14 protein-coding genes are annotated in these 15,587 nt (G+C 49.0%); 4 read left to right on the top strand and 10 right to left on the bottom strand.

Features of this window, described 5'->3' with window-relative positions; translation table 11 throughout:
• Positions 1-251: 251 nt before the first annotated feature.
• The 3 genes from HMPREF3047_RS00470 to HMPREF3047_RS00485 all read left to right on the top strand — a co-directional run bounded on the left by HMPREF3047_RS00470 (position 252) and on the right by HMPREF3047_RS00485 (position 5,128).
• The gene (locus HMPREF3047_RS00470; RefSeq protein WP_070461656.1) at positions 252-1,895 is read left to right on the top strand and encodes a lactate permease LctP family transporter; all 1,644 of its coding nucleotides are present in this window, start codon (positions 252-254) and stop codon (positions 1,893-1,895) included.
• Positions 1,896-2,092: 197 nt separating this feature from the next.
• Positions 2,093-2,940, top strand: a protein-coding gene (locus tag HMPREF3047_RS10810; protein WP_141756534.1) for an IS630 family transposase whose coding sequence is annotated in 2 segments (ribosomal slippage) — positions 2,093-2,408 and positions 2,408-2,940 — 849 coding nt in all. Because the reading frame shifts where the segments join, the coding sequence is not laid out codon by codon here.
• Positions 2,941-3,151: 211 nt separating this feature from the next.
• On the top strand, positions 3,152-5,128 hold the full coding sequence (locus HMPREF3047_RS00485; RefSeq protein WP_070711846.1) for a TonB-dependent copper receptor: 1,977 nt from the start codon (positions 3,152-3,154) through the stop codon (positions 5,126-5,128).
• Between the two features lie 127 nt (positions 5,129-5,255).
• Here HMPREF3047_RS00485 and HMPREF3047_RS00490 read toward each other — a convergent pair whose 3' ends face one another.
• From HMPREF3047_RS00490 to HMPREF3047_RS00505, 4 genes are all read right to left on the bottom strand, one after another.
• Positions 5,256-6,593, bottom strand: a complete 1,338-nt coding sequence (locus HMPREF3047_RS00490; protein ID WP_070711850.1) for a sodium-dependent transporter — start codon at positions 6,591-6,593, stop codon at positions 5,256-5,258.
• A 267-nt stretch (positions 6,594-6,860) separates the two neighbouring features.
• Positions 6,861-7,766, bottom strand: coding sequence for a metal ABC transporter solute-binding protein, Zn/Mn family (locus HMPREF3047_RS00495; RefSeq protein WP_141756535.1), 906 nt, complete (start codon positions 7,764-7,766; stop codon positions 6,861-6,863).
• A 79-nt stretch (positions 7,767-7,845) separates the two neighbouring features.
• Positions 7,846-8,721, bottom strand: coding sequence for a metal ABC transporter permease (locus HMPREF3047_RS00500; RefSeq protein WP_070711856.1), 876 nt, complete (start codon positions 8,719-8,721; stop codon positions 7,846-7,848).
• 76 nt (positions 8,722-8,797) lie between these two features.
• Positions 8,798-9,523: a metal ABC transporter ATP-binding protein gene (locus HMPREF3047_RS00505; RefSeq protein ID WP_070607635.1), complete on the bottom strand. Its 726-nt coding sequence runs from the start codon at positions 9,521-9,523 to the stop codon at positions 8,798-8,800.
• Between the two features lie 269 nt (positions 9,524-9,792).
• Here HMPREF3047_RS00505 and HMPREF3047_RS00510 point away from each other — a divergent pair, with 269 nt between their 5' ends.
• Positions 9,793-10,089: a DUF2288 domain-containing protein gene (locus HMPREF3047_RS00510; protein ID WP_070711861.1), complete on the top strand. Its 297-nt coding sequence runs from the start codon at positions 9,793-9,795 to the stop codon at positions 10,087-10,089.
• A 66-nt stretch (positions 10,090-10,155) separates the two neighbouring features.
• Here the strand turns inward: HMPREF3047_RS00510 and apaG are convergent, their stop codons facing one another.
• From apaG to hpnD, 6 genes are all read right to left on the bottom strand, one after another.
• Entirely contained in the window at positions 10,156-10,524 is a 369-nt protein-coding gene (apaG, locus tag HMPREF3047_RS00515) for a Co2+/Mg2+ efflux protein ApaG (protein WP_003682575.1), read from the bottom strand.
• A gap of 91 nt (positions 10,525-10,615) precedes the next feature.
• Complete coding sequence (locus tag HMPREF3047_RS00520) at positions 10,616-11,104, bottom strand: phosphatidylglycerophosphatase A family protein (protein WP_070711875.1); 489 nt, start codon at positions 11,102-11,104, stop codon at positions 10,616-10,618.
• A complete protein-coding gene (gene thiL, locus HMPREF3047_RS00525) occupies positions 11,097-12,053 on the bottom strand; it encodes a thiamine-phosphate kinase (RefSeq protein ID WP_070711864.1) in 957 nt (318 codons plus the stop codon). Before thiL ends, HMPREF3047_RS00520 begins: the two co-directional genes overlap by 8 nt.
• A gap of 188 nt (positions 12,054-12,241) precedes the next feature.
• Positions 12,242-12,961, bottom strand: a complete 720-nt coding sequence (locus HMPREF3047_RS00530; protein WP_003747583.1) for an SDR family oxidoreductase — start codon at positions 12,959-12,961, stop codon at positions 12,242-12,244.
• A 95-nt stretch (positions 12,962-13,056) separates the two neighbouring features.
• The gene (hpnE, locus tag HMPREF3047_RS00535; protein ID WP_070711867.1) at positions 13,057-14,364 is read right to left on the bottom strand and encodes a hydroxysqualene dehydroxylase HpnE; all 1,308 of its coding nucleotides are present in this window, start codon (positions 14,362-14,364) and stop codon (positions 13,057-13,059) included.
• Positions 14,361-15,209: a presqualene diphosphate synthase HpnD gene (gene hpnD / locus HMPREF3047_RS00540; RefSeq protein WP_070711871.1), complete on the bottom strand. Its 849-nt coding sequence runs from the start codon at positions 15,207-15,209 to the stop codon at positions 14,361-14,363. The genes hpnE and hpnD overlap by 4 nt, the downstream gene beginning before the upstream one ends.
• Between the last annotated feature and the right edge of the window lie 378 nt (positions 15,210-15,587).

Consider the following 15,587-nt stretch of genomic DNA (forward strand, 5'->3'; position numbering starts at 1 on the left):
ACCGGCCATATCCCGTCAATATGGCTTGTTCTACCCGAATATGGTTTAAAACTATATCGGGTTACATTTTTACAATTCATATAATGTTTTGTTTTATTTAAAATTAAATAACAATTTTGCACTTATGTAGCAAGGTTGCTTAAAAAAATAATTGACTGCCATATTAAAGTTTCGTAAAGTGTCCTCCGTTCAAAAAATTGGTTTTACCAATTTAGGAAAGTATATTAGAAAAATATTCGGAGATTTTCCCAATGGAAACTTGGATTCAAAACTATACCGCAGTGGGCGGCAGCCTGTATTTGACGGCAGCCGTCGCCCTCCTGCCCATTATCTTTTTCTTTGTTGCACTGACCGTCTTGAAGCTCAAGGGTTATCAGGCGGGGCTTTATACGCTGCTGATTGCACTTGGCGTTGCCGTATTAGGTTTCGGAATGCCTGCGGGCATGGCGGTTTCTTCCGCGCTGTACGGCTTTGCCTACGGTTTGTGGCCGATTGCATGGATTATCGTTACTGCTGTGTTCCTGTATAAAATTACTGTGAAAACAGGGCAGTTCGACATCATCCGCGCTTCCGTGATTTCGATTACCGAAGACCAACGCCTGCAAATGTTGCTGGTTGGCTTCTCCTTCGGCGCATTCCTCGAAGGTGCGGCAGGCTTCGGCGCGCCGGTGGCGATTACCGCCTCGTTGTTGGTGGGCTTAGGCTTTAACCCGCTCTACGCCGCCGGTTTGTGTTTGATTGCCAATACCGCACCCGTGGCTTTCGGTGCGATGGGTATTCCAATCTTGGTTGCCGGTCAAGTGTCCAACCTCGACCCTTACCACATCGGTCAGGTCGCCGGCCGCCAACTGCCGATCCTGTCGATTATCGTTCCTTTCTGGTTGGTCGCCATGATGGACGGTATGCGCGGCATACGCCAAACTTGGCCTGCCGTATTGGTGGCAGGCGTGTCTTTCGCCACTACCCAGTTCATTACCGCCAACTTCATCGGCCCCGAGTTACCCGACGTGACCTCCGCATTGGTCAGCCTGGTCTGCCTGTCTGCCTTCCTGAAAAAATGGCAGCCTAAAGAAATCTTCACCTTCAACGGCATGAAAAAACCGTCCGAACGCAAAGCGGGCGAATACACTGCCGGGCAAATCATCAAAGCCTGGTCGCCTTTCGCCATCCTGACCGTTTTCGTCAGCGTGTGGACGATTAAGGGTGTTAAAGAGGCTTTGGGCGTTGCCACCATCAAATTCGACTGGCCGATGCTGCACAACTTGGTACAAAAAGCCGCGCCCATCGTCAGCGAACCGACACCATACGCCGCCGTGTTCAAAATTGACCTCCTCGGCGCAGTCGGTACGGCAATCCTGTTTGCTTCCATCGTTTCCGCCGCTTTGCTGAAAATGAAACCCTCCGAAGCCGTCAGCACTTTCTTTGAAACGCTCAAAGAACTGCGCCTGTCCATCCTGTCTATCGGCTTGGTACTTGGCTTTGCATTCGTGGCAAACTATTCAGGCCTGTCGTCCACATTGGCACTCGTCCTCGCCGCCACCGGCACCGTGTTCCCGTTCTTCTCGCCGTTCCTCGGCTGGCTGGGCGTATTCCTGACCGGTTCGGACACCTCCGCCAACGCGCTCTTCGGTTCGCTGCAAGCCAGCACCGCGCATCAAATCAACGTCGTACCCGAGCTGACCGTCGCTGCCAACACCACCGGCGGCGTGACCGGCAAAATGATTTCGCCGCAATCCATCGCCATCGCCTGCGCGGCAGTCGGTCTGGAAGGCAAAGAATCCAACCTGTTCCGCTTCACCGTGAAACACAGCTTGATTTTCTGTACCTTCGTCGGCCTGCTGACCCTGCTGCAAGCTTATGTTTTGCCGTGGACGCTGGTTTTCTTCAACAAATAAGCCAACCGGCTTGAAATAAAAGGTCGTCTGAAATCCAATTTGGGTTTCAGACGACCTTTTTGTCGTTGTGGGCGTGATCGGGTTTACCGTCATTTCCGTTTCGTTTAAACAGTAGGGGAATGCGTGAATCGAAGATGGCTTAAGTTATAGTCAATTAAAAACAAAATGGTACAATACTCAACTTTGAAGGTTTAACCATGGCATACTCTGCGGACTTAAGAAACAAAGCTTTAAACTATTACGAACAATGCAAAAACATCAGCCAAACCGCAGCGACGTTTAACTTGTCAAGAAACACGCTTTACCTGTGGATTCGCCTTAAAAAACAAACAGGCAGCCTAAAACATCAAGTTACCGGTCTAAATGCCGTCAAATTGGATAGGCAAAAACTGGCTCAATATGTTGGGCAACACCCGGATGCCTATCTGCATGAAATCGCCAAACATTTTGATTGTACGGCAGCCGCCGTTTGCTATGCACTCAAACAGATGGGGATGACGCGCAAAAAAAGACCACCACTTACAAAGAACAAGACCCGGCCAAAGTAACGCATTATTTGACACAGCTGGCCAAATTTTCCGACTACCAACGTGTTTATTTGGATGAAACAGGATTTGACCGCTACCTGTTCCGCCCCTATGCCCGCAGCCTGAAAGGGCAAATAGTGAAAGCGCAGATAAGTGGGAAAAGATACCGACGCTTATCTCTGGTGTCCGCACAAGTCGGCAACCGGCTGATTGCTCCGATGGTTTATCAAAATACGATGACCGGAGTCTTTTTTGAAGCGTGGTTTCAGCAATGCCTACTGCCCGCATTGATTCAAAAATCGGTGATTATTTTAGATAATGCGCGATTTCACCGTATGGGTGTCTTACGGGAAATGGCGGAAAAATGGGGACATAAGGTATTGCCTCTTGCACCTTATTCACCTGAGCTCAACCCGATTGAGAAGGTGTGGGCGAATATTAAGCGGTATCTGCGAACCGTATTGTCTGATTACGCCCGATTTGACGATACGTTACTGTCCTATTTTGATTTTAATTGACTATAATTCAAACACATTCATTTTTATTGATTAACCTCACCAATGTCTTCAAATCAATATTTTGGTATGACCAATCTTAATAAACAACCTATACGCCAAAAATCTGAAAATATTGATTTAGATTAAAATCCCACTGCTTCTATTTCACTAGACTTTATGTATAATACCTAGGTATTAGTTAATATAATTCCTAATAATAGAGAGAAACGATATGAAATACCCACCATTACTTATCTTGCCTATCGTCTTAGCCGTATCCCAAGCATGGGCAGAGACTAACCCTACACCTGAAGAAACGGTTACCCTTTCCCCTGTCACCGTCACCGGCACACAACAAGAAAAAGCCAATCGCGTTACTTTCAACCCCAAAGCTGCTTTGCAACCCCTCCCTGCCGGAGACGGGGCAGACCTTTTACAATCCGTGCCCAACATGAGCATCATCCGCAAAGGCGGCAGCTCGGGCGATCCGCTGTTCCGCGGTTTGGGCGGCTCGCGCCTCTCCGTCAATGCCGATGACCAGTTTATTTATGGCGGTTGCGGTATGCGCATGGACCCGCCGACTGCCTATATTCACCCAAATTCATTTGATAAAGTCGTGGTCACCAAAGGCCCGCAAACCGTCACCCAAGGTATGGGCTTGGTCAGCGGTTCGGTGCAATTTATCCGTAAAGACCCTGACTTCACTGAAAAACCTTACAACATCAATGCCACTCTGACAGCAGGCAGCAACGACCGCCTTGACGGCTCGCTGGAAGCCGAGTTCGGCGGCAAATACGGCTACGTCCGTACCAATATCTCCCATAACGAAGCCGACGATTACAAAGACGGCGACGGCAACCGCATTCACTCCAACTTCAAACGCGACAGCCAAATGTTGCAACTGGGTGTTACCCCGACAGAAAATACCACCATTGCCGGTACATACGAGCGCAGCAAAGCCAAGGTTGCCTACGCCGACCGCATGATGGACGGCAGTAAATTCGACCGTGATGCATGGAACATCCGCTTTACCCAACGCAACCTCACCCCATGGTTCAGCGAATTGGAACTGCGCTACGGTAAAAGCGAAATCGACCACGTGATGGACACATACAGCCTGCGTACCATCCGCAACCCTGCCGGCATGCAGATTAAAAATGCCAACAACCCTAAACGCAATACCGATACAGGCCGTCTGAAAGCCACTTTCGACTGGGACAAGCTCAACCTGCAAACCGGTTTGGATTATCTGGACGACGTCCACGTCGCACGCATGGAGCGTGGTGGCGACGGCTACAGCCACAAGCCTTACATGCCCAACCAAAGTTTCAAACAATGGGGTATTTTCACCGAAGCCTCTTGGCAGCACACCAACAATCAACGCTGGGTAGCAGGTTTGCGCCATGACCAAGTCAAAGCGCATTACGATACCGCGCGCGTTACCGACCCCGTTTTGAAACATCAAAAATTCAATTTGAACTCAGGCTTCCTGCGTTGGGAAAGAAATACGGACAACGGCCTGAAATACTATGCCGGCTTCGGTATTGCCGAACGCGCGCCTGACTACTGGGAACGCCTGCGCTCCGAACACAAAGCCATCCGCGCAGAGCAAAACCGCCAAATCGATGCAGGCGTAATCTGGAAACGTCCTAACCTCCACGCATCCGTATCCGTATTCGGCAGCGACATCAAAGACTTCATCATGATGGAGCGCCAAGGCATGAATTTCAACGTGCGCAACATCAACGCTTCACGCTTTGGCGGCGAAGCCGAAGTCAAATGGACATTTGCGCCTAACTGGGAAGTCGGCACCAGCCTCGCCTACACCCACGGCAAAAACCGTACCGACGGCAAACCTTTGGCACAAACCCCGCCGCTCGAGTGGAACAACACCCTTGCCTTTGACAACGGTAAATTCAGCGCGGGCGCATTATGGCGCGTCGTAGCCAAACAAAACCGTTACAGCAAAGGCCAAGGCAATATCGTCGGCCAAGACATCGGCGCATCTTCGGGCTTTGGCGTACTCTCGCTCAACGCTGGTTGGAAATTCAGCAAATACGCCACATTGCAAGGCGGCGTGGACAATGTGTTCAACAAAACCTATGCTGAATTCGTCAGCCGCGGCGGCGACCCGTCTGCCGGTACGCAAACCATGCGCGTGAATGAACCCGGCCGTACTGCATGGCTGAGACTGCAAGCGAAGTTCTAACCCAGCATCGCGCATCTATAAAAAGGCCGTCTGAACATTTTTCAGACGGCCTTAATATTTTTCATGATGTTTTAAACAAACAGCCCGAAGTTGAATTGCTTCGCCGGACTGTCTGCCCACTATCGGTTTAAATCAAACCCAAAGAGTTGATGAACACCACAACAATCGCAATCGGCGCAAGATAGCGAAGCGCACCCAGCCACAGGCAAAGCAGCTGTTTCGGCACGGTACTGCCCATGCCCGCATCACGCAGGACGGACTGTTTGTCCTGAACCCATGACGTAAACACGGCAACGCTCAATGCGCCAATCGGCATAATGACGGCGGAAATGATGAAATCCCACAAGTCAAAAATGGTTTTGCCGAAAATTTTAAACTCGCTCCATACGCCGAAAGACAGCGCCGAAGGAATACCGACTATGAAAATCGCAATACCGATTATCCAAGTGTGGCTGCTGCGCTTTTTCTCGTCTTGGCGGATGGTTGCCGCAATCACGGTTTCCAGCATGGAAAATGCGGAAGTCAGCGTTGCAAAAACAACCAACAGCATGAATACGGCGAATAAATAAGTCCCCATCGGCATTTTCATGAAAACCGCAGGCAACACGACAAAAATCAGGCCGGGGCCTTGGCCGGGTTCAAAACCGAAGGCAAATACCGCAGGGAAAATCACCAAACCGGCCAGCAATGATACAAACAGGTTCATCCACATAATCGTATGTCCGGAGCGGAACATATCCTGATCCTTACCCAAATACGAGGCATAGGTAATCATCGCAGACACGCCGATACTCAATGCAAAAAACGCCTGACCCAAAGCAGTCAGCATCGTGCCCGGTTTCAAATACGACCAATCCGGTTTCAACAAGAATGCCACGCCCTCCATTGCGCCGGGCAAGGTCAGCGAACGGACAGCCAGTGCGATAAAGAGGATAAACAAACCCGGCATCAACACGCGGTTTGCCTTTTCAATGCCGTCTGAAATGCCGCCTTTAACCACCCAAATGGTAATCAGCATGAACAAGCCTTGGTAAAACAGCGAACCAAACGGTGAAGAAATCGTGTTGCCGAACAAGGCTTCAAAGTCTGCGCCGGCATGAATTTCACCGGTAAAGCTGTGCACGACGTAGTTCAACACCCAGCCGCCGACCACGCTGTAAAACGACAGCAAAATAAAACACGCGGCCACACCCATGCGGCCGACCCACGGCCACTGCGAACCCGGGCGCAATACTTTAAAGGAATCAATGGCGTTTTTACCGCCCGTACGGCCGATGTAAAACTCAGCCAGTTGAACCGGTAAAGCCACCAAAATGGTGAAAATCAAAAACAAAAGAAAGAATACGGCGCCGCCGTTGGTACCGGCTGTATAAGGGAATTTCCAAATTGCACCCAAACCGATGGCAGAGCCTGCCGCAGCAAGCACAAAGCCGATTTTGGATGACCAAGACGAATGGTTGCTCATGATGTAATATTAAGAAACGTGAAGATGCCGAATTGTAACAGGGTGAAGTCAAGCCGTGAGTGGCCGGCAGACAACCGATAAGCAATTCGCACGGATGGTGCGTACTTACCAAGCAAATTAGCATGAATTTTTGATAATCAAACTTTTAATAGCACAAATTTTATTTTTATATTTTAAATTTGACGATTTATTTTAAAAATAAGCATATAAAAGGCCGTCTGAAACCTTGTTTTTAAGGTTTCAGACGGCCTTTATCTTGAAACCGCTTTATTTTTTCATAGCATCGGTCAAAACTTTGACATTGTAGCGGTACATGCCGATGTAGCTGTTGGCCGGTGCGCCACCCAGTGCATCAGAATACAAACGTCCGCTGACATTGACGCCGGTTTCTTTGGCGATACGGTCAATCATGCGCGTGTCTTTGATGTTTTCGGTAAAGACGGCTTTAATGCCCTCGCGTTTGATTTGGCGGATGATGGAAGCCACTTGTTTGGCAGACGGCTCGGCTTCGCTGCTCACGCCTTGAGGGGCGATGAATTCAATATTGTAGCGTTTGCCCATGTAAGAGAACGCGTCGTGTCCGGTCAAGACTTTACGCTTGGCGGCAGGTACGGCATTAAAGGCAGCCTGTACATCGCTGTGCAGTTTTTTCAGCTGCATTTGATAGTTGCCCAAACGTTGCTGATAGTAGGTTTTGCCTTCAGGGTCGGCTTGAATCAGCGCATTGGCAACGTTTTGTGCATAAGTACCCATCAAGACGGGGTCGGTCCAAACGTGCGGGTCAAATTCGCCGTGATCGTGATGATGGCCTTCATGATCGTGGTCATGATGATGGCCGCCCTCTTCTGCTTTCAACGCCTGAATGCCTTTGGTCGCTTCGGCGAAAGGCACTTTGCTCTGTTTGACTGCGCGCTGTACATCGGCGGCTTCCAAGCCCAAGCCGTTGAGCAATACCAATTTTGCGCTGCGGATTTTTTTGATGTCGCCGCTGGTCATGTGGTAGGCATGGCTGTCTTGGTTGGCGCCCACCAAGCTTTGAACGGCCACGCGGTCGCCGCCAATCTGTTTGGCCACGTCGCCCAAAATGCTGAAGCTGGTGACAACAGGCAACGGAGCGGCATAAGCTACACCGGTCAATAATGCGGCAACGATGCCGAGTTTCCAATGTTTCATATTCTCTCCAGTGATATAACGTAACATTAACATCATCATAAAACAGACCGCCTGATTATTCAAGCGGCCGTCTGAAAAATCATGCCGTACGGTGTTTCTTGCGGCGCAGCCATTTTGCCAAAATGCCGCCTTCCCAACCGAACACGACGGAAATCAGGTAAAGCGTGCCGCAGCATAAAATAATCGCCGGGCCGGACGGGATTTCGATATGGTAGGAAAACAACAGTCCTGCCAAGCCGCAAAGCAAAGCCAATGCTACAGACAAAATCATCAGCCAACCCATGCTTTTCGCCCACAGTCTGGCAGTAATCGCCGGCAACATCATCAAACCGACCGACATCAGCGTACCCAATGCCTGAAAACCGGCAACCAGATTCATCACGACCAGCACCAAAAACAACACATGCCAAAAGCCGCCCTTACCGCCTACAGCCTTGAGGAACAAAGGGTCTATGCTTTCCAACACCAGCGGGCGGAACATGACCGCCATAAGCAAAATAGTGACACTCGCAGAAACGGCAATCAGCTGCAAAGCCGGAATATCGACCGCTAACACCGAGCCAAACAGCAAATGCAGTAAATCGACGCTGCTGCCGTTTTTGCTGACCAAAACCACGCCGATGGCGAGGCTGCTCAAATAAAATGCGGCAAAGTTCGCGTCTTCTTTCAATGAAGTAAACCGGCTGACCAAACCTGCCAGTAAAGCCATCAGCAAACCGGCCGCAAAACCGCCGACGCTCATCGCAGGCAAACTCAAACCGGCAAACATATAGCCAATGGCCGCACCGGGCAAAACCGCATGGCTCAAGGCGTCGCCCACCAAACTCATGCGGCGCATCACCAAAAACACACCGACAGGCGCCGTGCTCAATGCCAGGCAGAAAATTGACGCCAGGGCATAGCGCATAAAGTCAAATTCGGCAAACGGCGCGACGACCAAATCATATAAATTCATGTTTTATCGCTTTTTTCTTAATCTCTGAAAGCCTGAGGCCGTCTGAAAAATACTTACTTTCAGACGGCCTTGTCCATTAAACCGCGCACCAATCGGCCGCTTCCTGTTTCTGCATCATTCGGTTTGCCTGTGCCAAAAACTCATCGGTCAACACATTTTCCGTCGCACCGGCAGTCACTTTTTCACGCGCCAAAAGCAGCGTGTTGGCAAAATATGCCCTTACCTGCTCGTAATCATGCAACACGGCAATCACAGCCTGACCGTCCTGATGACACTGTCGCAAAACTTCCAACAGCGCATAAGTCGTCCGCGCATCCACCGCGTTAAACGGCTCGTCCAGCAGCAAAAATTTGGCATCCTGCACCAGCATCCGTGCAAACAACACGCGTTGAAACTGACCATTGGACAAGTGCGCGATTTGGCGCGTGGCAAAATCCTGCATTTCCACGCGTTCCAAAGCCGCCATCACACGCTTTTTCTGCGCCGCGTTCACACGTCCGAAAAAGCCGATTTCATACCACAGCCCCATCGCCGCCAGTTCAAACACCGTCATCGGCTGGCTGCGGTCAATGTCCGACTGCTGCGGCAGATAGGCAATGTCCTTGCGCGCCATATTTTCATAGCGCACGCTGCCCGTATCCGTCTTCTGCAAGCCCATAATGGCTTTGAGCAGGGTCGATTTGCCCGCGCCGTTCGGCCCGAAAATCGTCCACATCTTGCCATCTTCAAACACCATATCGACATGATGCACCACCGGCCTGCGCTGATAGCTGACCGTCAGATTTTCCACCACGATACTCATGGCGATACCGCCCAAAAATACACAGCCCACAACGCCGCCAATGCAACAAGCGCAATCAGCAGCCTTTGCAGCAATCCGGTCAACAATACAGAATTCATAAGCCTAAAACCGCCCTTGCCCGAATACGGACAACAGGGCGTCTGAAAGAAATTAAAACTCTAAAATGATACTGTATAACGTTAACCCTGTAAATTTCTTTCGTTTTCAGACGGCATCGGGCAAAAGGCCGAATATCGGTTACAATCCGTTTTTTATTTGATGATTGTCCTATGTCTATTCCACTCTTAAACGAAAAACTCAATACCGAAACCGCCCGCATTTCATGGGAAGAGCTGCAACCCCACTTCGCACGCGGTGCCGCCGTTTATGTTGCGCCTGATTTGGATTTGATTGCCGTCGCCCGCCATGTTGCCGAAGATGAAGCCACGCCATTGAAACAATGGATGGAACAAGGCAAATTCGGTGCCGTCAGCGATGATATGGCGCGTACTTTTCTAGAGGATAAGCAGGAAATGTGGGCGGTCGTTGTAGCGCCGTGGGTATTGGTACAGCCTTGCAAAGACTGATAAGGCCGTCTGAAAAAACAAAACCGGAACATTTCCCATGTTCCGGTTTTTCATTTTTCAGACGGCCTATTGCAACGTAAAGCCTGCTTTGAATTCAAGCTTCGGCACCCCGATAACGAAACGTTTGCCGATACTGTCTTCAAACTCATACGCGCCTTCGATGCTGCCCCAAGGCGTGCTGATTTGCGAACCGCTGTTGTACTCATAGGCTTCGCCCGGGTACAAAACAGGTTGCTCTTCAATCAAGCCGGCATGGCCGACTTGCTCTGTCTCACCGTGTCCGTCGGTGATTTCCCAAAAACGCTGACGCAAAGTAATGATTTCATCGCTGCGGTTGCAGATGGTAATCAGATAATTGAAGGCGTAGCGGTCGCGATAGACGTCGCTCTGACCGGCCATATAACGCGGCTCCACGTTAATCTCGATTTCGTTCATAATTGTTCACCCGTATATTTATTTTATTTAAAACCGGATATTCCGGCGTGTCCGCCCTATTTTTGCAAAGGGTCGAAACACTTAAAATACATCACGCAATCCAATGAAACAGCCCCAAGACCATCAAGGTCATTACAGCCGCAATCAAATCATCAAGCATAATGCCTAAACCTCCATGAATCCGTTGGTCAAACCATTTGATCGGCCAGGGTTTTAACGCATCAAACAAGCGGAAAATAACAAAAGCCGCCAACCACCAGCTCCATTTAAACGGAATCAGCGACAGCACCAGCAGCATCGCGACAATTTCATCCCAAACGATACCGCCGTAATCCTGAATGCCCAGTTCCCTCTCGGTATAACCGCAAATGCGGATGCCCCAGAAAAACAAGGCGATACACAATAAAAGCAATATCCAGCCGTCTATGCCCAACAAGCACAATACAAAAGCCAGAGGTAATGCTGCCAGCGTTCCGGCCGTACCCGGCGCAACCGGCGACAAGCCGCTGCCGAAACCGAATCCTAAAAAACACAATGGTTTGTGCAACAGCCAAGAAAAAGTAGGTTTACGTTCAGCCAAAATGATCAAATCCTAAAGAAGTCAGTTCCAATACGCCGCCTTCGGCATCCAAAATATTCAGACGGCCTGAGTCAGTCATTTTACCAATTCGGGCAACCGGTACGCCACTTTGTTCCGCCGCCTGACAAACGCGTTCCCTGTCTTCTGGAGCGGCAGTAAAAATCAGTTCGTAGTCATCGCCACCGGCCAATACTGCCGACAACCATTGCTCGCGCGGCAAAACGTTTTTTAATTCAGGCAACGACGGCACACAATCGGCAAATATTTCCGCCCCGACAGCAGAGGCTTTCAAAATATGCCCCACATCTTGAGCCAGGCCGTCTGAAACATCTTGCGCAGCATGGGCAAACGGCAGCAATGCCAGCCCCAATGAAACGCGCGGCTCCGGACGGAGCAATTTATCATCGCAAACCGCCATGATTTCAGACGGCAATTGATAATGCCCCAGATGTTGGTTCAAAGCAGCGGCAGCCAAACCCAAGCGGCCCGATACCCAAATATCGTCGCCGACTTCGGCTCCATCACGCCGCAGGGCACGCCCTGTCGGAACTTCGCCTACTATCGTTACATTAAAGACCAAATCGCCTTTGGTGGTATCGCCACCAATCAACACCGTATCAAAACGCGCGGCCAAAGCAAAAAAGCTGTCGCAAAAACGTTTGAGCCAGTTTTGATTCAATTCAGGCAGCGCAGCACTGAGCAACACCCACCGCGGCTTGGCACCCATAGCAGCCATATCGGACAAATTTACTGCAAGCATTTTCCATGCCAAATCTTCAGGCGAGACATCTTCAAAAAAATGTCTGCCTTTGACCAACATATCAGCGCTAAAACATAAATCAAATCCGCTACTTGGGCGGATAATGGCGGCATCGTCGCCTATACCCAAAATCAAACCTTCCGATTTTTGTCGCTGCAAATATTGTCTGATAAAGTCAAATTCCGTCATATTTATCCAATATAACTATAACTTAGATTACTACATCTAAATTTGTGCCAGCCCGACGGTTGCCTACCAACACGTCAAACATCAAACCTACACCATTATTTAGATAAAAAACTCAATAAGTTAAAGGCCGTCTGAAAATATAGATTTCAGACGGCCTCATGTTCTCAAACCAATCTGAGCAGGTATATTTACAGATAGACGATTTCGCCTGTCCGCCCCCTGCTCTCTCGGCTTGCCCACCAAATAAATTGCGGCAGGACATCTTCGTAGTTTTTACGTTCGCTTTTCGATTCGCCCGGATGAGATTTGATACGTTGTGGCGAATTGATGGCACCCGGCACCAAAACATTGGCACGCAGGTTGTCAAAACGTTCCCACTCATCCGCGGCCACTTTACACAAATAATTGAGCGCGGCTTTAGAGGCACCAAAACCGCCCCAATAGGCTTGCGGTTTCTCGCCGTGGCTTTCGCCAACAAAAATCACAGAAGCATCTTCGGATTGCTTCAACAATGGGAACAGCGCACGGGTCAAGCCCATAGGCGCAACGGTATTAATACGGTATTGGTTGACCCATTCCGATACGGTTTGGAAGTCCAATGGCGACAAGGCATAGAAATAGCTGGCGCAATGCACCACGCCATCCAATTTTCCGCCGGTAGCTTCATCAATGGTTTCCGCAAACTGTTTAAATTCTTTTTCCTCAGCGCTCATCAAATCAAAGCAGATGGCAAACGGCTCTGGGCTGCCCGCAGCCACAATGGCATCATATACTTTTTCCAAACGCTTTTGATGACGCGCCACCAAAATGACAGTCGCTCCGGCCGCCGCATAGGCTTTGGCAACCTGCTCGCCCAAGCCTTGGGACGCGCCGGTAACCAAGATGGTTTTGTCCGCTAATGTCGTCATGACTTTTCCTTGAACTTTATGGTTTTAGATATTGTATCGGCTTGGTAAGTTTTGTAAAGTCAAAAAGGCCGTCTGAACATTCAGACGGCCTCAGTTTATTCAAACCGCAAATCCAGCATAAGCTTTTCAGCCGCGGCAAAACCCGACTGAACCGCCGCTTCCAAGGTCGCCGGATAGCGCGGATGGAGGTAGTCGCCGGCCGGATAAATACGGCGATGGTGCAGCCATGAGAAATCAGGTTGTACAAAATCAACCGTTGCCGCCGTAGTCGCGCGTTTTTCCGTAATAATGCGTACGGCTTCGGGTTTATCCAAATCCGGACAAATCCGCTTGATGTCCGCATGAATTTTCTTGGCTAAATCTTTGTCCTTCCAAGCCTCGGTGTAATCGGAAACGCTGATGACGACCGCAACTTCATTATCCGGCAAACCCAATGCCCCCCGATGCAGCACCCACTGCGCCGTACATTCAGCAAACCCGGTTAAAGGCGCAAGCAACTTGACTGCTTGGGCATAACGCAAATAAACCGTAGTAATCGCATGGTAATGCAACGATTGATAGGCCGTCTGAATATAGTCAGGCGTATCTTCAGGCAAAAGCGCGTCAATATGATATGGCGCAACAGCCAAAATCACCGCATCAAATACTTCGCCATTGATTTCAATTCGGCCATCGATATGATGGTTTAAATGTGTAATACGGGTTTCAAGATGTATTTTTGCACCATGCTTGTGCAGGAAATCCAAAGCCGGTTCGGCTACGATCCGCCCTAAATCCTGCTTAGGCAAAAGATAATCGCTGTTCGCCTTTTCAGACCACACGCCATCATTCAATACATTGCATAAAATGCGCAACGATGCCTGTTCTAACGGCGTATTTAAAGCACCCCAAACCAAAGGTTGCCAAAATTGGCCAAGTAGGCTGCGCGGAACATTTCGTGTTCTCAACCACTTTGCAACCGTCAAATCGGTTTTATGATGGCCTACCCAATGTTGCAATGCCGACATATCCGACAGCAATTTGATTTTCAATGAAAAAGAAAGATTTTTTACACGCAGGATACCGACAAGCAAATGCCACGGTGCAGGCAGAGAGGCCGTCTGAAACTGCAATCCCTCATGGATGTACCATTGCAAAGGCTGGCGTAAAAAGGCTGATTCAGGTTGAACACCAATATGTTGCATCAAAGTTTGAACACCATGATACGCGCCCAACAAAATATGCTGCCCATTATCCAAAAAGCTGAATCCATCATCTTTCCCTGCTAAGGTACGCGCCCTACCGCCTGCCTGTCTCCCGGCTTCAAACAAAGCAATATCAGCTCGATGAATCAGGGAAACCGCCGCAGACAAACCTGCCCAACCGGCACCAATCACAGCAATTTTTGGACGCCGAATATTCATGGTTTAAATCCAAACAGCCAAGTTTTCAAAGCAATACGTTTTTTACGGGGAGAAGGAATCGCAATTTTGTAAGTCAAAACATTTTGCGCACCATCACGGTCGATTTCATTCAACAGCGCATAATAAATGGCCGCCATAATCAGACCGACTTTTTGCGATTTCTTATCCGCAGCCGGTAAAAGCAACATAGCCTCACGATAAGTTTCACGCGCCCTATCCACTTGAAACTGCATTAATTTCGCAAAATTGTCTGTCGGTTTACACTGCATGATGACGTTGGCAGGCACATCAAATTTCTGCATTTCCTCTATCGGCAGATAAATTCTTCCCTGCCGCGCATCTTCGCCCACATCACGAATAATGTTCGTCAACTGCAAAGCCAAGCCCATTTTGTCCGCATATTCCAAAGTTTGGGGATTGGAAAAACCTAAAATCCGCGCAATAAGACACCCCACTACTCCGGCAACACGGTGACAATACAGCTTTAATTCATCAAAACTACCATAACGAGCCTGCTCCAAATCCATCTGCATCCCATCAATCAAAGCTTCAAATTCATTCTTCGGCAAATCAAAACTTGCCCGAATATCTTTTAAAGCTTGATGAACAGGATGCTCAGGCATCTCATTATTAAACACTTTCTCCAAATCACTGCGCCACCAATTCAACGTTATCTGAGCTACATTTGGATCGGTACAGCCATCAACCACATCATCTAGTTCGCGACAAAAAGCATATAAAACAGTGAGCGTATTTCGTTTTTCTACCGATAAAAAACGAAAGCCGGATAAAAAACTGGAATGGCTTTCTGCAGCCTTTTGATGACAATAATCCAAAGCAAGCACTGTGTATCCTAAAAAATATCGTTATAAATAATTAACAGGGATTTTATCTGTATTTAAAAAAGTACGCCAATATCAAAAATTCATCTTACAACAAGGCCGTCTGAAAGCTATTCTTAAGTATCTTTCAGACGGCCTAATATCCTACGTCGCCAATATCGAAACCAGCAGCATCACCACCAACAGCTGTATCAAGGAGTAGCCCCTCTGTACAGCTGCCCCATTCCGTTTTCCGTCAAATGCTTTTAAGTACATATCTTTCTTCCCTTTATCTTTATCTTTATCTTTATCTTTGTATCCCTATCCGACAGGAGGCACCTTATCCGTTTGTCCTTTTTCACTCAATGAAAGCCCCATTGGTCCAAGTCTTCATTGCCACTG

This window comes from Neisseria sp. HMSC075C10 (assembly GCF_001815615.1).
Classification (GTDB): Bacteria; Pseudomonadota; Gammaproteobacteria; order Burkholderiales; family Neisseriaceae; genus Neisseria; species Neisseria subflava_A.

What these genes read in the sequence shown, in the direction of transcription:
- HMPREF3047_RS00470 (WP_070461656.1), top strand. Translation starts at nt 252, where the DNA reads ATGGAAACTTGGATTCAAAACTATACCGCAGTGGGCGGCAGCCTGTAT.
- HMPREF3047_RS00485 (WP_070711846.1), top strand. Translation starts at nt 3,152, where the DNA reads ATGAAATACCCACCATTACTTATCTTGCCTATCGTCTTAGCCGTATCC.
- HMPREF3047_RS00490 (WP_070711850.1), bottom strand. Translation starts at nt 6,593, where the DNA reads ATGAGCAACCATTCGTCTTGGTCATCCAAAATCGGCTTTGTGCTTGCT.
- HMPREF3047_RS00495 (WP_141756535.1), bottom strand. Translation starts at nt 7,766, where the DNA reads ATGAAACATTGGAAACTCGGCATCGTTGCCGCATTATTGACCGGTGTA.
- HMPREF3047_RS00500 (WP_070711856.1), bottom strand. Translation starts at nt 8,721, where the DNA reads ATGAATTTATATGATTTGGTCGTCGCGCCGTTTGCCGAATTTGACTTT.
- HMPREF3047_RS00505 (WP_070607635.1), bottom strand. Translation starts at nt 9,523, where the DNA reads ATGAGTATCGTGGTGGAAAATCTGACGGTCAGCTATCAGCGCAGGCCG.
- HMPREF3047_RS00510 (WP_070711861.1), top strand. Translation starts at nt 9,793, where the DNA reads ATGTCTATTCCACTCTTAAACGAAAAACTCAATACCGAAACCGCCCGC.
- apaG (WP_003682575.1), bottom strand. Translation starts at nt 10,524, where the DNA reads ATGAACGAAATCGAGATTAACGTGGAGCCGCGTTATATGGCCGGTCAG.
- thiL (WP_070711864.1), bottom strand. Translation starts at nt 12,053, where the DNA reads ATGACGGAATTTGACTTTATCAGACAATATTTGCAGCGACAAAAATCG.
- HMPREF3047_RS00530 (WP_003747583.1), bottom strand. Translation starts at nt 12,961, where the DNA reads ATGACGACATTAGCGGACAAAACCATCTTGGTTACCGGCGCGTCCCAA.
- hpnE (WP_070711867.1), bottom strand. Translation starts at nt 14,364, where the DNA reads ATGAATATTCGGCGTCCAAAAATTGCTGTGATTGGTGCCGGTTGGGCA.